This window comes from Mesorhizobium sp. M1365, from assembly GCF_040317865.1.
In the GTDB taxonomy this organism is placed as follows: Bacteria; Pseudomonadota; Alphaproteobacteria; order Rhizobiales; family Rhizobiaceae; genus Mesorhizobium.
In genome coordinates this window covers 222605-237273 of record NZ_JAMYLG010000005.1, presented here as the reverse complement: position 1 = coordinate 237273, position 14669 = coordinate 222605, and the positions used below count along the sequence as shown (strand labels likewise).

Sequence of the window (14669 nt, the reverse complement as noted above, 5' to 3'; positions counted from 1 at the left end):
TGAAAGCAAGATGTGGCAGCTGAAGGACATGCCCAAGCGACCGACCGGCCTGTTCGATGCGCGATATCGCGCCTTCCTCGAGACGGTGTCAGGCGTCCGCGCCCAACTGCATCGCTACTGCGCCCGCATGACGGGCTCACGCCTCGACGGTGAGGATCTCGTGCAGGAGACGCTGTTCGAGGCCTACACGAAGATTAAGACCCTCGATGATCCCCGCAGGCTAAAACCCTGGTTGTTTCGCATCGCTCACAATCGCTGCATCGACTTTCTGAGGCGACGCGATGTGCGCGAGCGCGCGGAGCACGGCTATTCGGACGACATCGGCGTTGTCTCTGCAGAGCCGGCAGCGACCGATGCACGCCGCGCCATCGAACGGCTGGTTGGCCGCTTGCCGCCCAAGGAGCGCGCCTGCATCCTCTTGAAGGACGTGTTCGACTATTCGCTGGAAGAGACCGCAGAACTCGTGGGCTCGACGGTTGGGGGCGTCAAAGCCGCGCTCTCCCGCGGACGGGCGAAGCTCGCCGACTTGCCCGCTGAACCTGCCGGTGAACCGAACCGTCCGCTTGATCCCGACACCGCGCGGCTCTTGCAGCGCTATGTTGACCTCTTCAACCGCCATGACTGGGATGGCGTGCGGAGCCTGACCAGCGCCGATGCTCGGTTGCGGGTCGCCGACTGCTTCGACGGCCTGGTCAGAAGTTCTCCCTATTTCGTCGAATACGAGCGAAACCCGGAGACGTGGACCATGGAGTTGGGGGCGATCGACGGAGAGCCTGTCCTGATCGTGCTCTTCCAGCGAGGCGACCGGTGGCAGGTCGCGTGGCCGGTTCGTGTCCATGTCGCCGGTCGCGTCATCGATCGCATCGAAGATTATTATGCCTGTCCATGGATGTTGGAAAACGCCGCGGAATCCGACCTGAAACTCATGACTGGGCCGCTTTGGGAAGAGCATAAGGCGACGATTTCTCACTCTGGCTTGGCCGAGTCACGATGGTGAATTCTCAACGAAAAATCGTGGCGTGCCTCGGGTCGAGCAGCACGGCGGGCAAGGGCCAGGCATTCGATTGGATGGCGGAGCTCCGCCGGCGGCCGGGCAACGGGCAATTTGAGTTCCGGAATTTTGGTGTCGGCGGCGACTTGGCCTACAACGCGCTGCAGCGCTTGCCGGATGTGCTCGCCTGTCGTCCCGACAAGGTCATCGTCTGGGTCGGCGGGAATGATGTTCTCACGCTCGTGTCACGCAAAGTGCGGCGGTTCTTTACGTTTTGGAAGCGTCTGCCCCGCACGCCTTCGCCCGATTGGTTCCACGAGAATCTGGCCGAGATAGCACGCAGGCTGAGGCGCGAGACGGCGGCGGAGATCGGCCTTTGCTCGCTCCCTCCGATAGAAGAAGCGCCGGATTCGGACGACCCGTTCCAGAGCGAGCTCAACCGGCGGATCAAGGAATATTCTGCGATCGTGGCGGCCATCGCGCACGAGGAACGCTGCGGCTATGTCCCGCTCCATGAGGCGCTCACCGAGGCGGCTCGCGCCTCGCCTGGCCGGCCTACACGGCGTTCATCTTTCTTCCATTCTATCGCGATGCTTTTCGCGTACTGGTGCTGCGGCAGCGTCCGGATGATGTCGCCCGCGTAAATGGCTGGCTATTTCACACAGACGGCGTGCACTTGAACAGCCGGGCAGGGCTGATCGTGGCGGATCGCCTACAGAAATTCGTTCAGGCCTGAACCCTGAGCGGCAAGGCTGTATCCGATTTGCGCACCTATCTGAATGTCTTATCGCGCAGGCTGGCGGCCGGTTTATCGACCTAGCAACATCGCCACGCGCGATGCCAAAAGTTTAACGACGAACCCTAGAGGATAACCCCGGTGGCTCGGCACGTCGTCAGGAATGACATCGCTGTCCGACTTGAACTTCGTGCAAATCCGCAGCTGCAGTGGCGGGAGTTCTCCGTGAAACCGCGCTCTGTATACCGAGACCCAATGCGGACCTCTATCGAAGTTCATTAACATCGCTGAATTGCAGCACATGGCGATGACCCTATTCGTGGCTGAAGTTTCCTTAAGCTTGTAACCCCTCAGCAATTCGGCCCCCTTGGAGCACTCGATGCGGTCCTTTCGATAGAGGATGTATGCGGTGCCGCCATCGGGATCGCGTATGGCGCCAGCACCTGGCAAAGCTTCGATCTGATCAGCTCCCTTCCGGCAGTCGTCGCAGTAGCAGGCACTGCTCACGATCGGCCTGCCAAAGGCTTTGAGTTCGACGCCACCGCAAGAGCAAGTTGCGGTCATGATAGGTGAGTGCGTCATCTGCTGGTGATCATCATGCGATTGCCCTCGCTGTCCCGAAATTCCGCGATCGTGCGCCCCGGTTGCCATGGCGCGGGGCGCGGTTCTGCTATGATCTCGGCGCCTCGCGATTTGAGTCTCTGAACGGTGACTTCGATTTCGTTGTCAACCAGCACGAGGACGGGCCCCTCAGATGGTGTTTCGTCCTTGCGCCTTAGGAAGTGGAGGGTGGTTTCGGCCCCTGGAAATCCGAGTTCGATCCATCGCCAGCCATCATTGCTCATGGGCTGATCGGCGACGATGCGGCAATTCAGGTGATCGATGTAGAACGCCTTGGCGCGTTCCTGGTCGAACACTGGAAGCTCCGCGAACTGGATGTGCATTGTCGATCTCTCCCCATTGCATCTCGGTCCAAATCAAACTAGACGGTCCAGTACCCATGAGTCAATCGGCAGCGGACACGCCAGGAGCATGACCACGACGCGTTCAGCAGGTGCTACAGAAGAACTCGAACCGCACGGACGGTCGGCGAAAAAGCGCCGGGCCATCCTCGATGCGGCTACAGAGGTGTTTCTGCAAAAGGGCTATCTGGCCACCAACATGGACGAGATCGCGGCGCTTGCGGCGGTGTCGAAACAGACCGTCTACAAGAATTTTCCGAGCAAGGAGACGCTGTTCGTAGAGATCGTGAGCAGCGTGACCAATCGAGCCAGCGATAGGGTCCACAGTAAAATGCCCGAACTCGCCGAGGGCGAAGATATTGCCGATTATCTTCAGCGCTATGCGTACCGACAGCTTGCCACCGTGCTCACGCCGCGCGTCATGCAGCTGCGCCGTCTGGTGATCGGCGAGGTCGGCCGCTTCCCGGAACTGGCAAAGGCACTCTTCGATGGCGGACCCGGGCGCGCAATTGCGGCGATGGCAGTGTTGTTCGAGCGTTTGGCTGATCACGGCCTGCTTGCGATCGATGATCCGGCCGTCGCCGCTTCCCAGTTCAATTGGTTGATTATGGGCGAGCCATTGAACAGGGCCATGCTGTTGGGTGACGAGTCGATTCCGAAACCGGCGAAGCTTCGACGGCACGCCGCGGCCGGCGTACGGGTGTTCCTTGCGTCATACGGCAAGTGAGGCACGCCACGGCGACGAGCGAATGCCGGGCGCAACCGTGCGGACCGCTCGGCCGTGTTTGACGGTCCTTTTTTGGTCCCCAGTGGGTCGCGGCTTGTTGCGGCGCGGCTGCCGAAAATAGACCGATTGTTGTCGATAGTCGCCGAAACCGAGCCGATCCCGAATCGCCGAAATTCCCTTTTGAAATCAAGAGCGCAGATTTCTGACGGATCGCAGAGTCGGTTCTTTAGGGCGTGCAGAAAAGTTTGTGCTGCCGCGTCAACGCGTTACGATGGCTCAAAACGATCGAGTGGGAGTGAGGGGAGCGTAGTTTCGGATACTTCGGGAAACTGTGTCGTAGTGTAGGCGGCTCACACATCTCGATAGATACCGAATAATGTCCGCTTGTGGTGCCGTTCACGCTTTTGGATTGGTCAGGGCTGGGCGTGCCATCACCTGCTCTCATCGAAGTAGGCATGATGATGCCCCGGGGACTGCAATCAAGGCCCTGAATCCAATGCATTTCCCTTTCGACAGACATCTCGATCCCCACTGCGTCCCTTATTGAAAAGGCAGCCGCAGCCTCATGGTGTGTGCCCACACAATCTTCATTCGAGCTTGGTCGGTATGGACCGCGAAAGATGCGGGGCTGCATCCCTTGACCAATCTCATGCCATCCCCTATTATTGAGTATCCACTCACTCAATATCGTTAGACGGAAATATGGCGCGTCCCCTCAGTGAAGAAAAGCGACAGGCACTGCTCGATGCAGCGGCCAAGTTCGTCGCCAGCCTGGGCACAGGCGCGTCCACGGCCAAGATCGCAAAGGCTGCTGGCGTTTCCGAGGGGACGCTGTTCACCTACTTTCCAACCAAGGACGATCTGCTCAACCAGCTCTTTCTCGAGATCGAGGCCGACTTGGTAGAGATGATGCTGGCGCCATATCCGGCGGACGCCTCCGCCAAAGACCGACTATTCGCGGTCTGGAACCGTCTGATTGACTGGGGACTGGCTCACGCCACGGCGCGCAAGGCCCTTCGTCAGTTGAAGGTGTCGGATCGCGTGACAGCGGAAAGCCGGAACCGGTGTCACGCCATCCAGCGGGATGCGCGGACGATGGTGGAGGAGTGTCTCGCCGGCCATGCCGCGCCTGACAGGATCGCCTTCTACATCGATACCATTCTCTTCGACTTGGCCGACATCAGCATCAACGCGGTCACAGCCAAACCTCAGGAAAGTGACGCCATCCGGCAGGCCGGGTTCGACCTGTTCTGGAAGGGGTCTGCCGCCTGAGTTTTAGCCCATAAATGAGTATGTAGTCACTCATAGATAAGGATCGAAAATGTCGAATTGCAAGGGTTGCACCGAAGCTAACGTTCCCAAGCAGACGGGAAAAAGCTTCATCGTCACAGGCGCCAACGCCGGCGTCGGGTTCGAAATCGCGCGGGTGCTTGCCGCCAGGGGCGCGCGCGTCCTGCTTGGCTGCCGCGAGCAGACCAGGGCGCAGGACGCCATCGCGCGGATCAAGCGGATCACGCCGAATGCCGATCTCGTCTGGTTGCCGCTCGACCTCGGTGACCTGGACAGCGTTCTCACCGCAGCCGAGATCGCGGCGAAGGAGCCACGGATCGATGCACTCATCAACAATGCCGCGATCATGAATCCGCCGCTGACGCGCACGAAGCAGGGGTTCGAATCGCAGTTCGGCGTCAATCATCTCGGCGTGTTCGCGCTCACCTCGCTGCTCCTGCCCAAACTGACGGAGACGCCGGGATCGCGGGTGGTCGTGACCTCGAGCATCGCGCATCTGAAGGCCAAGATCGACTGGGACGACCTCAACGCCGACAAGAGCTACATCAAGACCGATCGCTACGGCGGCAGCAAATTGGCGAACGCGCTGTTCTTCTTCGAACTGGATCGTCGCCTGCGCGCGCCGAAGTCGCCCGTCACAGCCATCGGCGTTCACCCTGGCGTCGCCAATACAAGTCTTGGCCGCCACATGGGGATTGTCCAGATCGCAGGCCCAATCGTCGGCCTGTTGCTCAATAGCTCCGACAAGGGCGCGTGGCCGGCACTTTTGGCTGCGACCGGCAAGGTGAAGCCCGGAGGCTATTACGGTCCCACCGGCCTTGGCGGAATCCGCGGTGTAGCCGGCGAAGCAAAGCGCGCGCCGCATGCCGAAGATCCCGCGCTTGCGAAGCGGCTCTGGGACGTCTCCATCGCCATGACCGGCATCGATCCAGGCTTGCCGGCCACCTGACTTCACGGCGACACGGTGCGTCAGGCCCTCGTGTAGGCTTGCTCTGGGGCGCGGATTGGACGAGCCTCGCCCGGGCGACGAAACCTTGCTATAAGAGACATGACGGTACTTTTCCGCTGTTAGCGGAGCGGCTCCCAGCCGCTAAAAATCGGTTCTCAGAGGCAATCGACCTCGATAGATGCCGAAATCATGCGAAAAATATTCAGTGAAAAATCTGTTTAAAATCAACAGCGTAGATTTTTGACAGCCCCCATGTCGGCTTATTGTCATCTAAACTGAGAAATTTCGAGGGAAATCAGATGCTTATGGTCCGTCCGAACAATCGAGTGGGAGTGAGGGGGCGTGCGGTAGAGTAGGTTGGAGTACTGTGGGATATATTCGGAAATTGTTGGTCAACGATAGGAGGCGATAGTTCGCGGGCGATTCTGCAAGAACAAGCAGCCGTTTTGCAGGTCGGCGATAGACCTTCGATTATGTGTAGAGATGCTCAAAGGGATCGATCCACCGCGCCGTTCACAGCACATGCTTTGGATTGGGATCGGAGCGCCGATCCAATTCCTCGGACAATAGACATCATGTTCCGTGGATTTGTATCATGGTCTAAGCCCCGGGGCGGGACCAACGAGACGAGCACACAGCCGCCGAGCACAGCGGGGACGGCGCCGTAGCTGAATACGTTCTCGTGCCTCGCATAGTTTCAGAGTGCTCCCGCAAGCGTGGATCGTGCGCATGCCGTGCGCCAGATCCCTGTAGACTTAAGCGTGCCATGCTTCAGCAGCTTGGCCGACAGCGGACCCGAGTTGGCGAACGGCACAATTTGGTCGTCCTGCTACGCGACGAAGCGGACCACGCCACCATCCACCCGCAAAGCCGCGCCGGTGGTCGCCGAAGCCTGCTCCGAGCATGTGTAGATGATCATGTTGGCCACCTCATCGGTGGTCGCGAAGCGGTGGATGAGGCTCGTCGGACGCATCGCCTGCAGGAAGCCCTGCTCGGCTTCGTGCTGCGTGATTCCATTTGCGTCAGCCTGTTTCGCCATGAAGTTGCCCAGGATCTCAGAGCGGGTAGGTCCCGGCAGGACGGCGTTGACGGTGACGCCCGTGCCCGCGACCGCCTCGGCAAGCCCGCGTGAGACCGCGAGTTGAGCGGTCTTGGTCATGCCATAGTCGAGCATTTCCTTAGGGATGTTGACTGCGGATTCGCTACTTATGAACACGATGCGGCCCCAGCCTTTCGCCACCATCCGCGGCAGGTAATGACGGCTCGCGCGCACGCCACTCATTACGTTCAACTGGAAGAGGTCAAGCCAGTCCTCATCGGGGATATTTGCGATATCCTCGACGCCGTTGTAGCTCCGGATGTGTGCTGTACCGACGTTGTTCACAAGGATATCGGCGTCAGGCGCATGCGCGATCAAGGCCTTTGCCCCCTCCGCTGTCGCAAGATCAGCGGCGATACCCGAGATGTCGCTGCCGGGGAAGGCCTGCCGCATCTGCCGCACCGCCTCATCGACCCGAGCGTTTCCACGGCCGTTGACGACGACCGATGCACCGGCACGTGCCAACCCCTCCGCCGTCGCGCGGCCGATACCGGCGGTGGATCCGGTAACAATGGCCTTGCGGCCTTTGAGTTCGATATTCATCTCATTCATCTCCAAAATTAAACAGGAAGCGCAATCAATCCACTGTCGTCTTCGCTGTTTCCGCCTCCGCTGCGTGGGCGAGGCTTTCGACCCAGTCTTGGTGATACCGATAGAGTGCGCCGGGATGTTTGCGCCCGAGTTCATCGAGGAAGAAGGGGCCCTGCTGCGTTTCCTCGGTCAGCACATGGCAGCCATGGTCCGTAGGCGTGATGACCCAGCCATGGTATGCGCTTGAGCCGGTCTCGTCGCCATCAACTGTCGTCGCCCATGCGAGCCTGCGAAGGGGCTCGCATTCCGTCACGACCAGACTCATCGGAAATCCAACCGTCACACGGCTGTATCGCGTTCCGAGCGCCAGTTCCGGCTCCCCCGTCAGAATCTTGACCTGATCCTCGGCGGGAAAGTAGCTCGACCAATTCTCGGCTTCGACGAGCAGCTTCCAGACCGCTTCAGGCGGCGCCTTCACGTCAATGTCGTTGAGTGCGTAGATGGCCGACGTTTTCGGATCATATCGCTCGGGCCAAGTCACATGGTCGTACATCGATTACTGCTCCTTCTTGAACAAATCCTGGAAGATGAGCTGGCCCCAAGTGCGGCCGCGCGCGTGCACCAGCGCGCCACCCTCGTTGAGCTTTCCCAGCTTGACGGGTGCGAACCCGAGTTGTTTGGCCAAGGCCGCCACGGGAGCGGTCGCGTCCTCGTCGTCGCTCGACAGAAAGACGACACGGTGCCCGCCCTGGACGATCGGATCGGCAGCCAGAGAGGCCGCACCCAGATGATTGAACCCTTTGACGAGCTTGGCGCCGGTGAACGCCTTCGCGACGAAGGCGGAGGACGGGAGACCGTCCAGCTCTTCAGGCACTGGAAACGCGTTCATCGCGTCGATGACTGTCTTTCCTTCCCAGCTCGGCAGAGCCTTCGCAACCTCGCGATGCTCCCCGAACGGGACTGCCAAGATGATTGTGTCGGCCTCGAGTGCATCCCGCAGCGACTTGGCGACTACCGTGGGTCCAATCGCCCGAGCCTGCGGCGCCAACGCCTCGGGCGGTCGGCGGCTCGCGACGGCCACGTCGATGTTTTTACGGGCGAAGGCGTGGGCGAGGGCCTGGCCTATCTTACCGAATCCTACAATTGCGTAGCTCATGATCTTCTCCGATCCGTGTTGGTATTGATTTCCCCGGCCTTCAACGGCGCTGGGTTAGCGCGTCAGAGTTGCGCAAGACCGCCGTCAACGGCGACCTCGCTGGCAGTCATGAAGCTGCTGTCCGACGACGCGAGAAAGGCCGCCGCCGCCCCGATCTCCGCCGGATCGGCCATGCGCTGGAGCGGAGTCATCGAGGCGAAGACCTTCTGGCCCTCCTCGCCTAGCGCTTCCTTCGCTAGCTCGGTCGCAGTGGCCCCGGGCGACAGCACGTTTACCCGGATGCCGGTGCCCTTTAGGTCCTCCGCCCAGGTCCGCGCGAGGTTGCGCACTGCCGCCTTGCTCGCGCTGTAGGCGCTCATCCCCGGGGCGCCCGTGGTGCCAGCGCTCGATCCGGTCAGGATTATCGAACCGCCCTCGCTCATCAGCGGCAGCGCCTTCTGGATCGTGAAGATCGTACCCTTCACATTGGTGTCGAAGGTTTCGTCAATGTGCTCGGCGGTGATCTCGCCGAGCCGAAGCTGGCTTCCCGCCCCGGCATTGGCAAAGACGATGTCGAGGGTTCCACGCTCGGCCTTCACCGCAGCGTAAAGTCGGTCGAGGTCGGTCAGATCGGAGACCGAGCCCTTCACCGCGCGGGCATTGGGCCCGAGGTCGGCCACAGCGGCGTCGAGCGCTTCCTGCCGACGGCCGAAGATGAAAACGAAGGCGCCCTCCTCGATGAAGCGCTTTGCTGCGGCGCGGCCGATGCCGGTAGCGCCGCCGGTGATGACTGCAACCTTCCCTTCAAGCTTTCCCATGACTTATCCTTCCAGGCCTTCGCCTTTGGTTGTGCGGGGACACCCCCGAGAACCTCGAAATGGGTCCGCCGGCGTCAGTTGTTGAGTGCGGAAGCGCGCACATCGGTGGTGCGAAATCGATCCGGCTGGACGACTGACGCCAGCCGCGACGATCGGCGTCCGCCGTTCGGAATTGAGCTGCGCGCGTCGACATAGGCTATGATGACCGCCCGTACTGCTGTTCGATGTGTTAGATACGGGCTTTGGAAGGCGCACCGCGCGGTGCCGGATTGCACCATGATCGACTGGGATGACGTTCGCTACTTTCTTGCCGTCGCGCGCGGAGGCTCGGTGCGGGCCGCCGCCGAGCGCCTCGGTGTGAACCACTCGACCGTGCTGCGACGTGTCGCCCAGCTCGAGGAACGCCTCGGGGTGCACATGTTCGAAAAGCTGCCTTCGGGCTACCGCCTGACGACTGCGGGCGAGGAGGTCCTCGAGTTCGCGGACCAGATGGAAGTGTCGTCGCACCTGCTGGAGACGCGGGTCTTCGGGCGCGACCAGAGCGTGCGCGGGCTTCTGCGGGTGACGCTGGCACCGCCCCTCGCGACACACCTGCTCATGCCGGACTTCGCCGACTTCGCGCGTCTGCATCCGGACATCGAGATGGAAATCTTGTCGTCCGGCGAGCTGGCAAATCTGACCAACCGAGAGGCCGACGTCGCGATCCGCGTCGTCTACGACCGCAAAACCCTGCCGCTCAATCTTCACGGCCTGAAGGGACCGGAGCTGTTCGGCGGCGTCTATATGTCCTGCGATCGACTAGCCGCGTGGCGTGCGGGCGCACCTGATCCCATCCGGTGGATCGTCATAAGCATTCATGGAATTCCGGAATGGGCCAGCGAGGGTGAGGTTCGCACCACGGCGGTTCCCTTCAGGACCACGGACGCCGAGGCGCAGATCGTTGCTGTACGGCAAGGGCTCGGGATCACGACACTGCCCTGCTTCGTCGGCGATGCCGACCCCCTGCTGGCGAGGGTGCCGGGCACCGACCTGCACATGTACGGAACGCTCTGGCTTCTCACGCAGGGGGAGACACGCAAGACGAAGCGCGTACGGCTCTTCACGGAGTTCGTATCCCGCAGGCTCGCCGCGTACGCGCCGCTTCTCGCGGGGCTGTCCATATCGCGCGACTGACGCCTGGCAGGTCGCCGATGGCGCTGTCTCGAGCGGTCGGCGGCCGTCAGAAAGAAATCGACCGATTGATACCGATAGTCGCCAAAACGAGCAAATCGTGGACCGTCGAAATTGGTGTTTGAAATCAAGAGCGCAAATTTCTGACGGATCGCAAGAGGGTTCTTCGTCATGCGCAAAGGATTTGCGATAGCCAAATCAGCGAGTTACCATAGCTATGAACCATCGAGTGGGAATGAGGGGGAGTCTTAGCGAGCTGCCGAGAGCAGAGTGGCGGAAGCGATAATACCCCGGCAGATGTAGGCGATTGTCCTTGCATGGTGGCCTCTAGTCCCTCAAGGCGACGAGAAGGGCCATTCTCGGCGTTGAAAAACAATTGCTCTTTGAAGACTGTGGCGCGTACAGCTATTTCGAAATCCCATGATTGCTATGAGAAGCTTTGCCCGAGCACCGCGCCGCACGAATGATGACGCGCAGCGCAACCAAATTGGGGAGGATTCAAAATATTAGTATGCGATGTTTGATTGTCACGGCTCATCCACTCAATCCAAGCCTTTGCCAAACGCTTTCGAACGCAGCTATCGACACCCTGGTGGATGCGAAGCACCAGTGCCGACATGTTGATCTGTATCGATCTGGCTTCTTCCCGGCTCTTACACCGGCGGAGCGTGCGAGCTACTATTCCGGATTCGAGACCACAGAGGTAGCTAAAGAGATTGAGGATCTTCTCTGGGCCGAGACTATCGTCTTGATTTTTCCCACGTGGTGGTTCGGACCTCCAGCTATATTGAAGGGCTGGTTCGACAGGGTATGGGTGCCTGGTATTGCATACGATCACGCAGCCGATCTTGGTGCCATGCAACCGCGACTTCGCCAGTTAAGGAAGGTGGTTGCAATAACAACTTTGGGCTCACCTTGGTGGGTCGATTGGCTGATCCTCAGGCGGCCAGTGCGGCGTGTTCTCAAGACAGCTATTCTGAATACCTGTGCTCCTCAAGCCTCGCTTACGTTCCTTTCATTTTACAAGGTTGAAAGTCTGCCTAGGCAAGGCGTCGATGCTGCGATAAATCGCATTAGATCAACGCTACAGCGTCTATAGCTAAGCCCCGTCACAATGCTCCTTTTCCTTGAAGGGCGCACGTAGAGCAATGCCCGTGGGGACAGCGCGGCTCGTGACCGCTGCCCTTATCGGTATGTACGCGCATCACCATCGGTAGATGGCAGCACCGCGGATATCTACCGTCACGACATGGCATTCCTGGGCGCAGCCGCCACCGGCATCATCAACGAGGTGCGCGGCATCAACCGCGTCGTCTATGACGTGACGAGCAAACCGCCAGGCACAATCGAGTGGGAGTGAGGGAAACGGCGATGATAGGCGGCTCTAGCGTAGAATTTCGCAGAAAATACAATGATTTGCGGGCAGGGCAGACTGCTAGCCAGGGCACCTTATCAATGCAATTGACAAACCTATCAAATCATTGAAATAGTTAAGTTTATCGGAGCGCCTGGCGCGGCTCGCAGCTTGTAGCAGATCACTCTGACGGTACTTTTGACGGTACTTTTCGTATCCGACAGAGCATTCTAAAAAGTACCGTCATTCGTTTTTGGGATTTGACGGTACTTTTCTGTGCGTCAACGCTTTGAAATATAACGAAAATTGCCCGTACCATGACATTTCTGCGCTGACGGAACTTTAGTTATCGACATACATAGTTTCAGCTTTGGCTGCGGTACCGATCGATGTTCCGGACCCGATAGCATATCGTCGGATGGCACCGTCGCATCACCTATCAAATGTTGTCCCGACTGCTGCCGGATCTGCGATGGAGAGAAGCGTCGACCGCATCCAGGCGGGAGCTTGGACCGCGGTAGATGCGAGCGTCTTTTTGTCGTTGGGAGAAAGATGAGGTGCCGCGATCTGTGCAAGCTCGGCCGCGCGCCGGCCCAATATGACGAAGCGCCTGGATACGGTCCCGGCCAAGCTGCCCGGAGCAATCAAATGCTTATCCGCCCGCGTGGTCGTTGCCACCGTGCGCGGCGATGAACATGGCGATGGCCGACCGGCAATAGGATTCGATTTCGTTGTCGTCTTCTGCTCTCGCCTGATCGAAGCGTGCGATAATCAGGAGATCGGATCCTTTGAAAAGCGCGGCAAACAAGCGGGCGGACCGGAGAGGATCGGGCACGTTCAGAACCGCCTTCGCGTGCAGCTGGCGCAACAGGGCCTCGATTTGGGCGATGACATGGGCGGGGCCGGCTTCGTAATGGAGCTTGCTTAACGACTTTTGATTCGTCTTGTCGGCCATGACCATGGCTTCGACACTGCGGACGTCTGATCTCAACAGCGTGCGAAGCAGTGATGATCCCACCGCCATGAGCTGATCGTCGACCGAACCGTCGACGCCTTCAAGAAGGGCCTGTGGTGCAAACAACTGATGGCAGCCGGCCGCGATGGCCGCGCTGTACAGCGCCTCCTTGTTCTCGAAGTGCCGATAGATGCTGAGCTTGGATATCTTCGCCCGCTGGGCGACCTTGTCCAATGTCGTCGCTTGAAAACCCAATTCCACAAAGAGTTCGCAAGCGGCGTCGAGTATCGTTTGGCCAAGCGCGTCGTTGGCGGGCCGGCCGCGCCGGCCCTGGCTGTTTTCGGTCACGACAATTCCAGTCCTTGACAGTATCCTAATTCTTGAATTACGATACCATGTAGTTTCCGAAATGTGCAAGCTAGCGGGTGGATTTCAACCTGTCCTCCAAATCAAGTTTCCCCGGGCCGCCCGGCGATATCGAATGCGGCATTGTCCGGCCGGCCAACACAGTGATGGGCGACTTTCTCGCCGATGCCGAAGCCCTGCTCGCTGCCCGTCTCGAGCGCGTATCGCTGGACGATATTTCGCGCCAGGCCCAGCCCACTCCCCTCCATCAACAACACGGAGCGCATCACCATGGATGACGTCATCATCATCGGCGGCAGCTTTGCCGGTCTCGCCGGCGCCCTGCAGCTCGGCCGTGCCCGCCGCAAGGTCACAGTTCTCGATACCGGCCTGCCGCGCAATCGCTTCGCCGGCCACTCGCATGGCCTGCTCGGTCACGATCACAAGCCACCGCTGGACATCCTGGCCGAGGTGCGGCAGCAGCTGGCGCGTTATCCCACGATCAGGCTGGTCAGTGCCCGGGCCGACAGCGTCTCCGGCGCCATCGACGATTTCTCCGTCCTCACTGGCGATGGCGAAAGCCTTGGGGCGCGGCGCCTGATCCTGAGCTATGGCGTCGCCGACCAGATGCCTGATGTTCCGGGCTTTGCCGAAAGCTGGGGCACGTCCATCGTACCCTGCCCCTATTGCGACGGCTTTGAGGCCGCCGGCCAGCATTGGGGCCTCGTCTGGTCCGGCCCGCAGTCGCACAATTATGTCAGGCTGTACCACGATTGGACCGACACGTTGACGCTCTTCGCCGATGGTCACGACATTCCACCCGATATCCGGGCCGATCTGGCGCGCCGCAACATACCTGTCGTCGATGGCCGGATCACCGAGATCGCCCATCACGGGGGCCATATCGCCACCGTCAATCTCGATACCGGCCGCAATGTCGCGGTCGACATCCTGTTCGCCCATCCGCGCAACAAGCCGTCCGCAAGCCTGCATGAATCACTGGGCCTCGCCACGGTCGATACGCCCCTCGGCATCGCACTCAAGGTCGACGAGCGCCGCGAAACTAGCATTCCCGGCATCTACGCCGCCGGCGACCTCGCCAACCCCCTCATGGCCTCGGTCACCCTGGCAACATCGCATGGCGCGACGGCGGGTATCTCCGCCCAGCAGTCGATGCTGGTTTGAGAGCACAGATTCCCTTCTCCGGTTGCCGCGGGCTATCATATTCTGAAGGTTGCGGGCCGGTGCCACGGAACGCGGGGCCCCTCTCCCCTGAGGGCCTTGGCCGCCTGAGCACCGTCATGTGTCCGCCGCTCCGCTAAACACGGGGGCTGCGCGGCGGACACGCCAACGTCAACGCAATGCCACGCCATTTTGCAGAACTTGACGCACACAACTCTCGGAGCGGGTGGGTCTTGAGGTGTCCAGTTTATGCTGCCGGGAGTGTCCAGTTTGCACTGCCAGCGGTATCCAGTTCACCTACAAACGGAGAGGGATGGCGCTTGGATGACGCTGCCGCGGCGGGTCGCGTTGTGGCGCGCTGTGCTATGAAAGTTAGTGACGGTACTTTCTTGGTTCGCTGTGAAACCCACCTGAGTTGCCCAAAG

The 14669-nt window shown here is 60.1% G+C and carries 16 protein-coding genes and 2 pseudogenes; 10 read left to right on the top strand and 8 right to left on the bottom strand.

Features of this window, described 5'->3' with window-relative positions; translation table 11 throughout:
• Window positions 1–10: 10 nt before the first annotated feature.
• On the top strand, window positions 11–997 hold the full coding sequence (locus NKH04_RS09005; protein WP_352473467.1) for an RNA polymerase sigma factor: 987 nt from the start codon (window positions 11–13) through the stop codon (window positions 995–997).
• Complete coding sequence (locus tag NKH04_RS09000; protein ID WP_352473466.1) at window positions 991–1635, top strand: SGNH/GDSL hydrolase family protein; 645 nt, start codon at window positions 991–993, stop codon at window positions 1633–1635. The genes NKH04_RS09005 and NKH04_RS09000 overlap by 7 nt, the downstream gene beginning before the upstream one ends.
• Before the next feature lie 164 nt (window positions 1636–1799).
• Here NKH04_RS09000 and NKH04_RS33205 read toward each other — a convergent pair whose 3' ends face one another.
• Window positions 1800–2291, bottom strand: a complete 492-nt coding sequence (locus NKH04_RS33205; protein WP_502904857.1) for a GFA family protein — start codon at window positions 2289–2291, stop codon at window positions 1800–1802.
• Window positions 2292–2305: 14 nt separating this feature from the next.
• Window positions 2306–2671, bottom strand: a complete 366-nt coding sequence (locus NKH04_RS08995; protein WP_352473465.1) for a VOC family protein — start codon at window positions 2669–2671, stop codon at window positions 2306–2308.
• A gap of 88 nt (window positions 2672–2759) precedes the next feature.
• Between NKH04_RS08995 and NKH04_RS08990 the strand changes: the two genes are divergently transcribed.
• The 3 genes from NKH04_RS08990 (at window position 2760) to NKH04_RS08980 (ending at window position 5655) form a co-directional block, all read left to right on the top strand.
• Complete coding sequence (locus NKH04_RS08990; RefSeq protein WP_352473464.1) at window positions 2760–3416, top strand: TetR/AcrR family transcriptional regulator; 657 nt, start codon at window positions 2760–2762, stop codon at window positions 3414–3416.
• 702 nt (window positions 3417–4118) lie between these two features.
• Window positions 4119–4688, top strand: a complete 570-nt coding sequence (locus NKH04_RS08985; protein ID WP_353044242.1) for a TetR/AcrR family transcriptional regulator — start codon at window positions 4119–4121, stop codon at window positions 4686–4688.
• Between the two features lie 49 nt (window positions 4689–4737).
• Window positions 4738–5655, top strand: coding sequence for an oxidoreductase (locus tag NKH04_RS08980; RefSeq protein WP_352473462.1), 918 nt, complete (start codon window positions 4738–4740; stop codon window positions 5653–5655).
• A gap of 713 nt (window positions 5656–6368) precedes the next feature.
• On the opposite strand, the pseudogene NKH04_RS08975 reads toward NKH04_RS08980, so the two are convergent.
• The 5 genes and pseudogenes from NKH04_RS08975 to NKH04_RS08955 form a co-directional block, all read right to left on the bottom strand.
• Window positions 6369–6481: pseudogene (locus NKH04_RS08975) on the bottom strand (alpha/beta fold hydrolase); the annotation flags it as partial.
• Between the two features lie 3 nt (window positions 6482–6484).
• The gene (locus NKH04_RS08970; RefSeq protein WP_352473461.1) at window positions 6485–7297 is read right to left on the bottom strand and encodes an SDR family NAD(P)-dependent oxidoreductase; all 813 of its coding nucleotides are present in this window, start codon (window positions 7295–7297) and stop codon (window positions 6485–6487) included.
• 34 nt (window positions 7298–7331) lie between these two features.
• Complete coding sequence (locus NKH04_RS08965; RefSeq protein WP_352450990.1) at window positions 7332–7838, bottom strand: SRPBCC domain-containing protein; 507 nt, start codon at window positions 7836–7838, stop codon at window positions 7332–7334.
• Window positions 7839–7841: 3 nt separating this feature from the next.
• The gene (locus NKH04_RS08960) at window positions 7842–8441 is read right to left on the bottom strand and encodes an NADPH-dependent F420 reductase (protein ID WP_352473459.1); all 600 of its coding nucleotides are present in this window, start codon (window positions 8439–8441) and stop codon (window positions 7842–7844) included.
• Window positions 8442–8503: 62 nt separating this feature from the next.
• Window positions 8504–9238, bottom strand: coding sequence for an SDR family NAD(P)-dependent oxidoreductase (locus NKH04_RS08955; protein ID WP_352473458.1), 735 nt, complete (start codon window positions 9236–9238; stop codon window positions 8504–8506).
• 276 nt (window positions 9239–9514) lie between these two features.
• Here NKH04_RS08955 and NKH04_RS08950 point away from each other — a divergent pair, with 276 nt between their 5' ends.
• From NKH04_RS08950 to NKH04_RS33200, 3 genes and pseudogenes are all read left to right on the top strand, one after another.
• Window positions 9515–10411, top strand: a complete 897-nt coding sequence (locus NKH04_RS08950) for a LysR family transcriptional regulator (RefSeq protein ID WP_352502130.1) — start codon at window positions 9515–9517, stop codon at window positions 10409–10411.
• Window positions 10412–10871: 460 nt separating this feature from the next.
• Window positions 10872–11507 carry an NAD(P)H-dependent oxidoreductase gene (locus tag NKH04_RS08945; RefSeq protein WP_352473490.1) on the top strand — a complete coding sequence of 212 codons (636 nt, stop codon included), beginning with the start codon at window positions 10872–10874 and terminating at the stop codon, window positions 11505–11507.
• Window positions 11508–11603: 96 nt separating this feature from the next.
• A pseudogene (locus tag NKH04_RS33200) lies at window positions 11604–11768 on the top strand (GMP synthase (glutamine-hydrolyzing)); the annotation flags it as partial.
• 646 nt (window positions 11769–12414) lie between these two features.
• Here NKH04_RS33200 and NKH04_RS08935 read toward each other — a convergent pair.
• Window positions 12415–13065, bottom strand: a complete 651-nt coding sequence (locus NKH04_RS08935; RefSeq protein ID WP_353044241.1) for a TetR/AcrR family transcriptional regulator — start codon at window positions 13063–13065, stop codon at window positions 12415–12417.
• Between the two features lie 77 nt (window positions 13066–13142).
• On the opposite strand from NKH04_RS08935, the gene NKH04_RS08930 reads away from it, so the two are divergent.
• Window positions 13143–13361 carry a hypothetical protein gene (locus tag NKH04_RS08930; RefSeq protein WP_352772010.1) on the top strand — a complete coding sequence of 73 codons (219 nt, stop codon included), beginning with the start codon at window positions 13143–13145 and terminating at the stop codon, window positions 13359–13361.
• Window positions 13354–14247: an NAD(P)/FAD-dependent oxidoreductase gene (locus NKH04_RS08925; RefSeq protein WP_352473452.1), complete on the top strand. Its 894-nt coding sequence runs from the start codon at window positions 13354–13356 to the stop codon at window positions 14245–14247. The genes NKH04_RS08930 and NKH04_RS08925 overlap by 8 nt, the downstream gene beginning before the upstream one ends.
• Window positions 14248–14669: the final 422 nt, after the last annotated feature.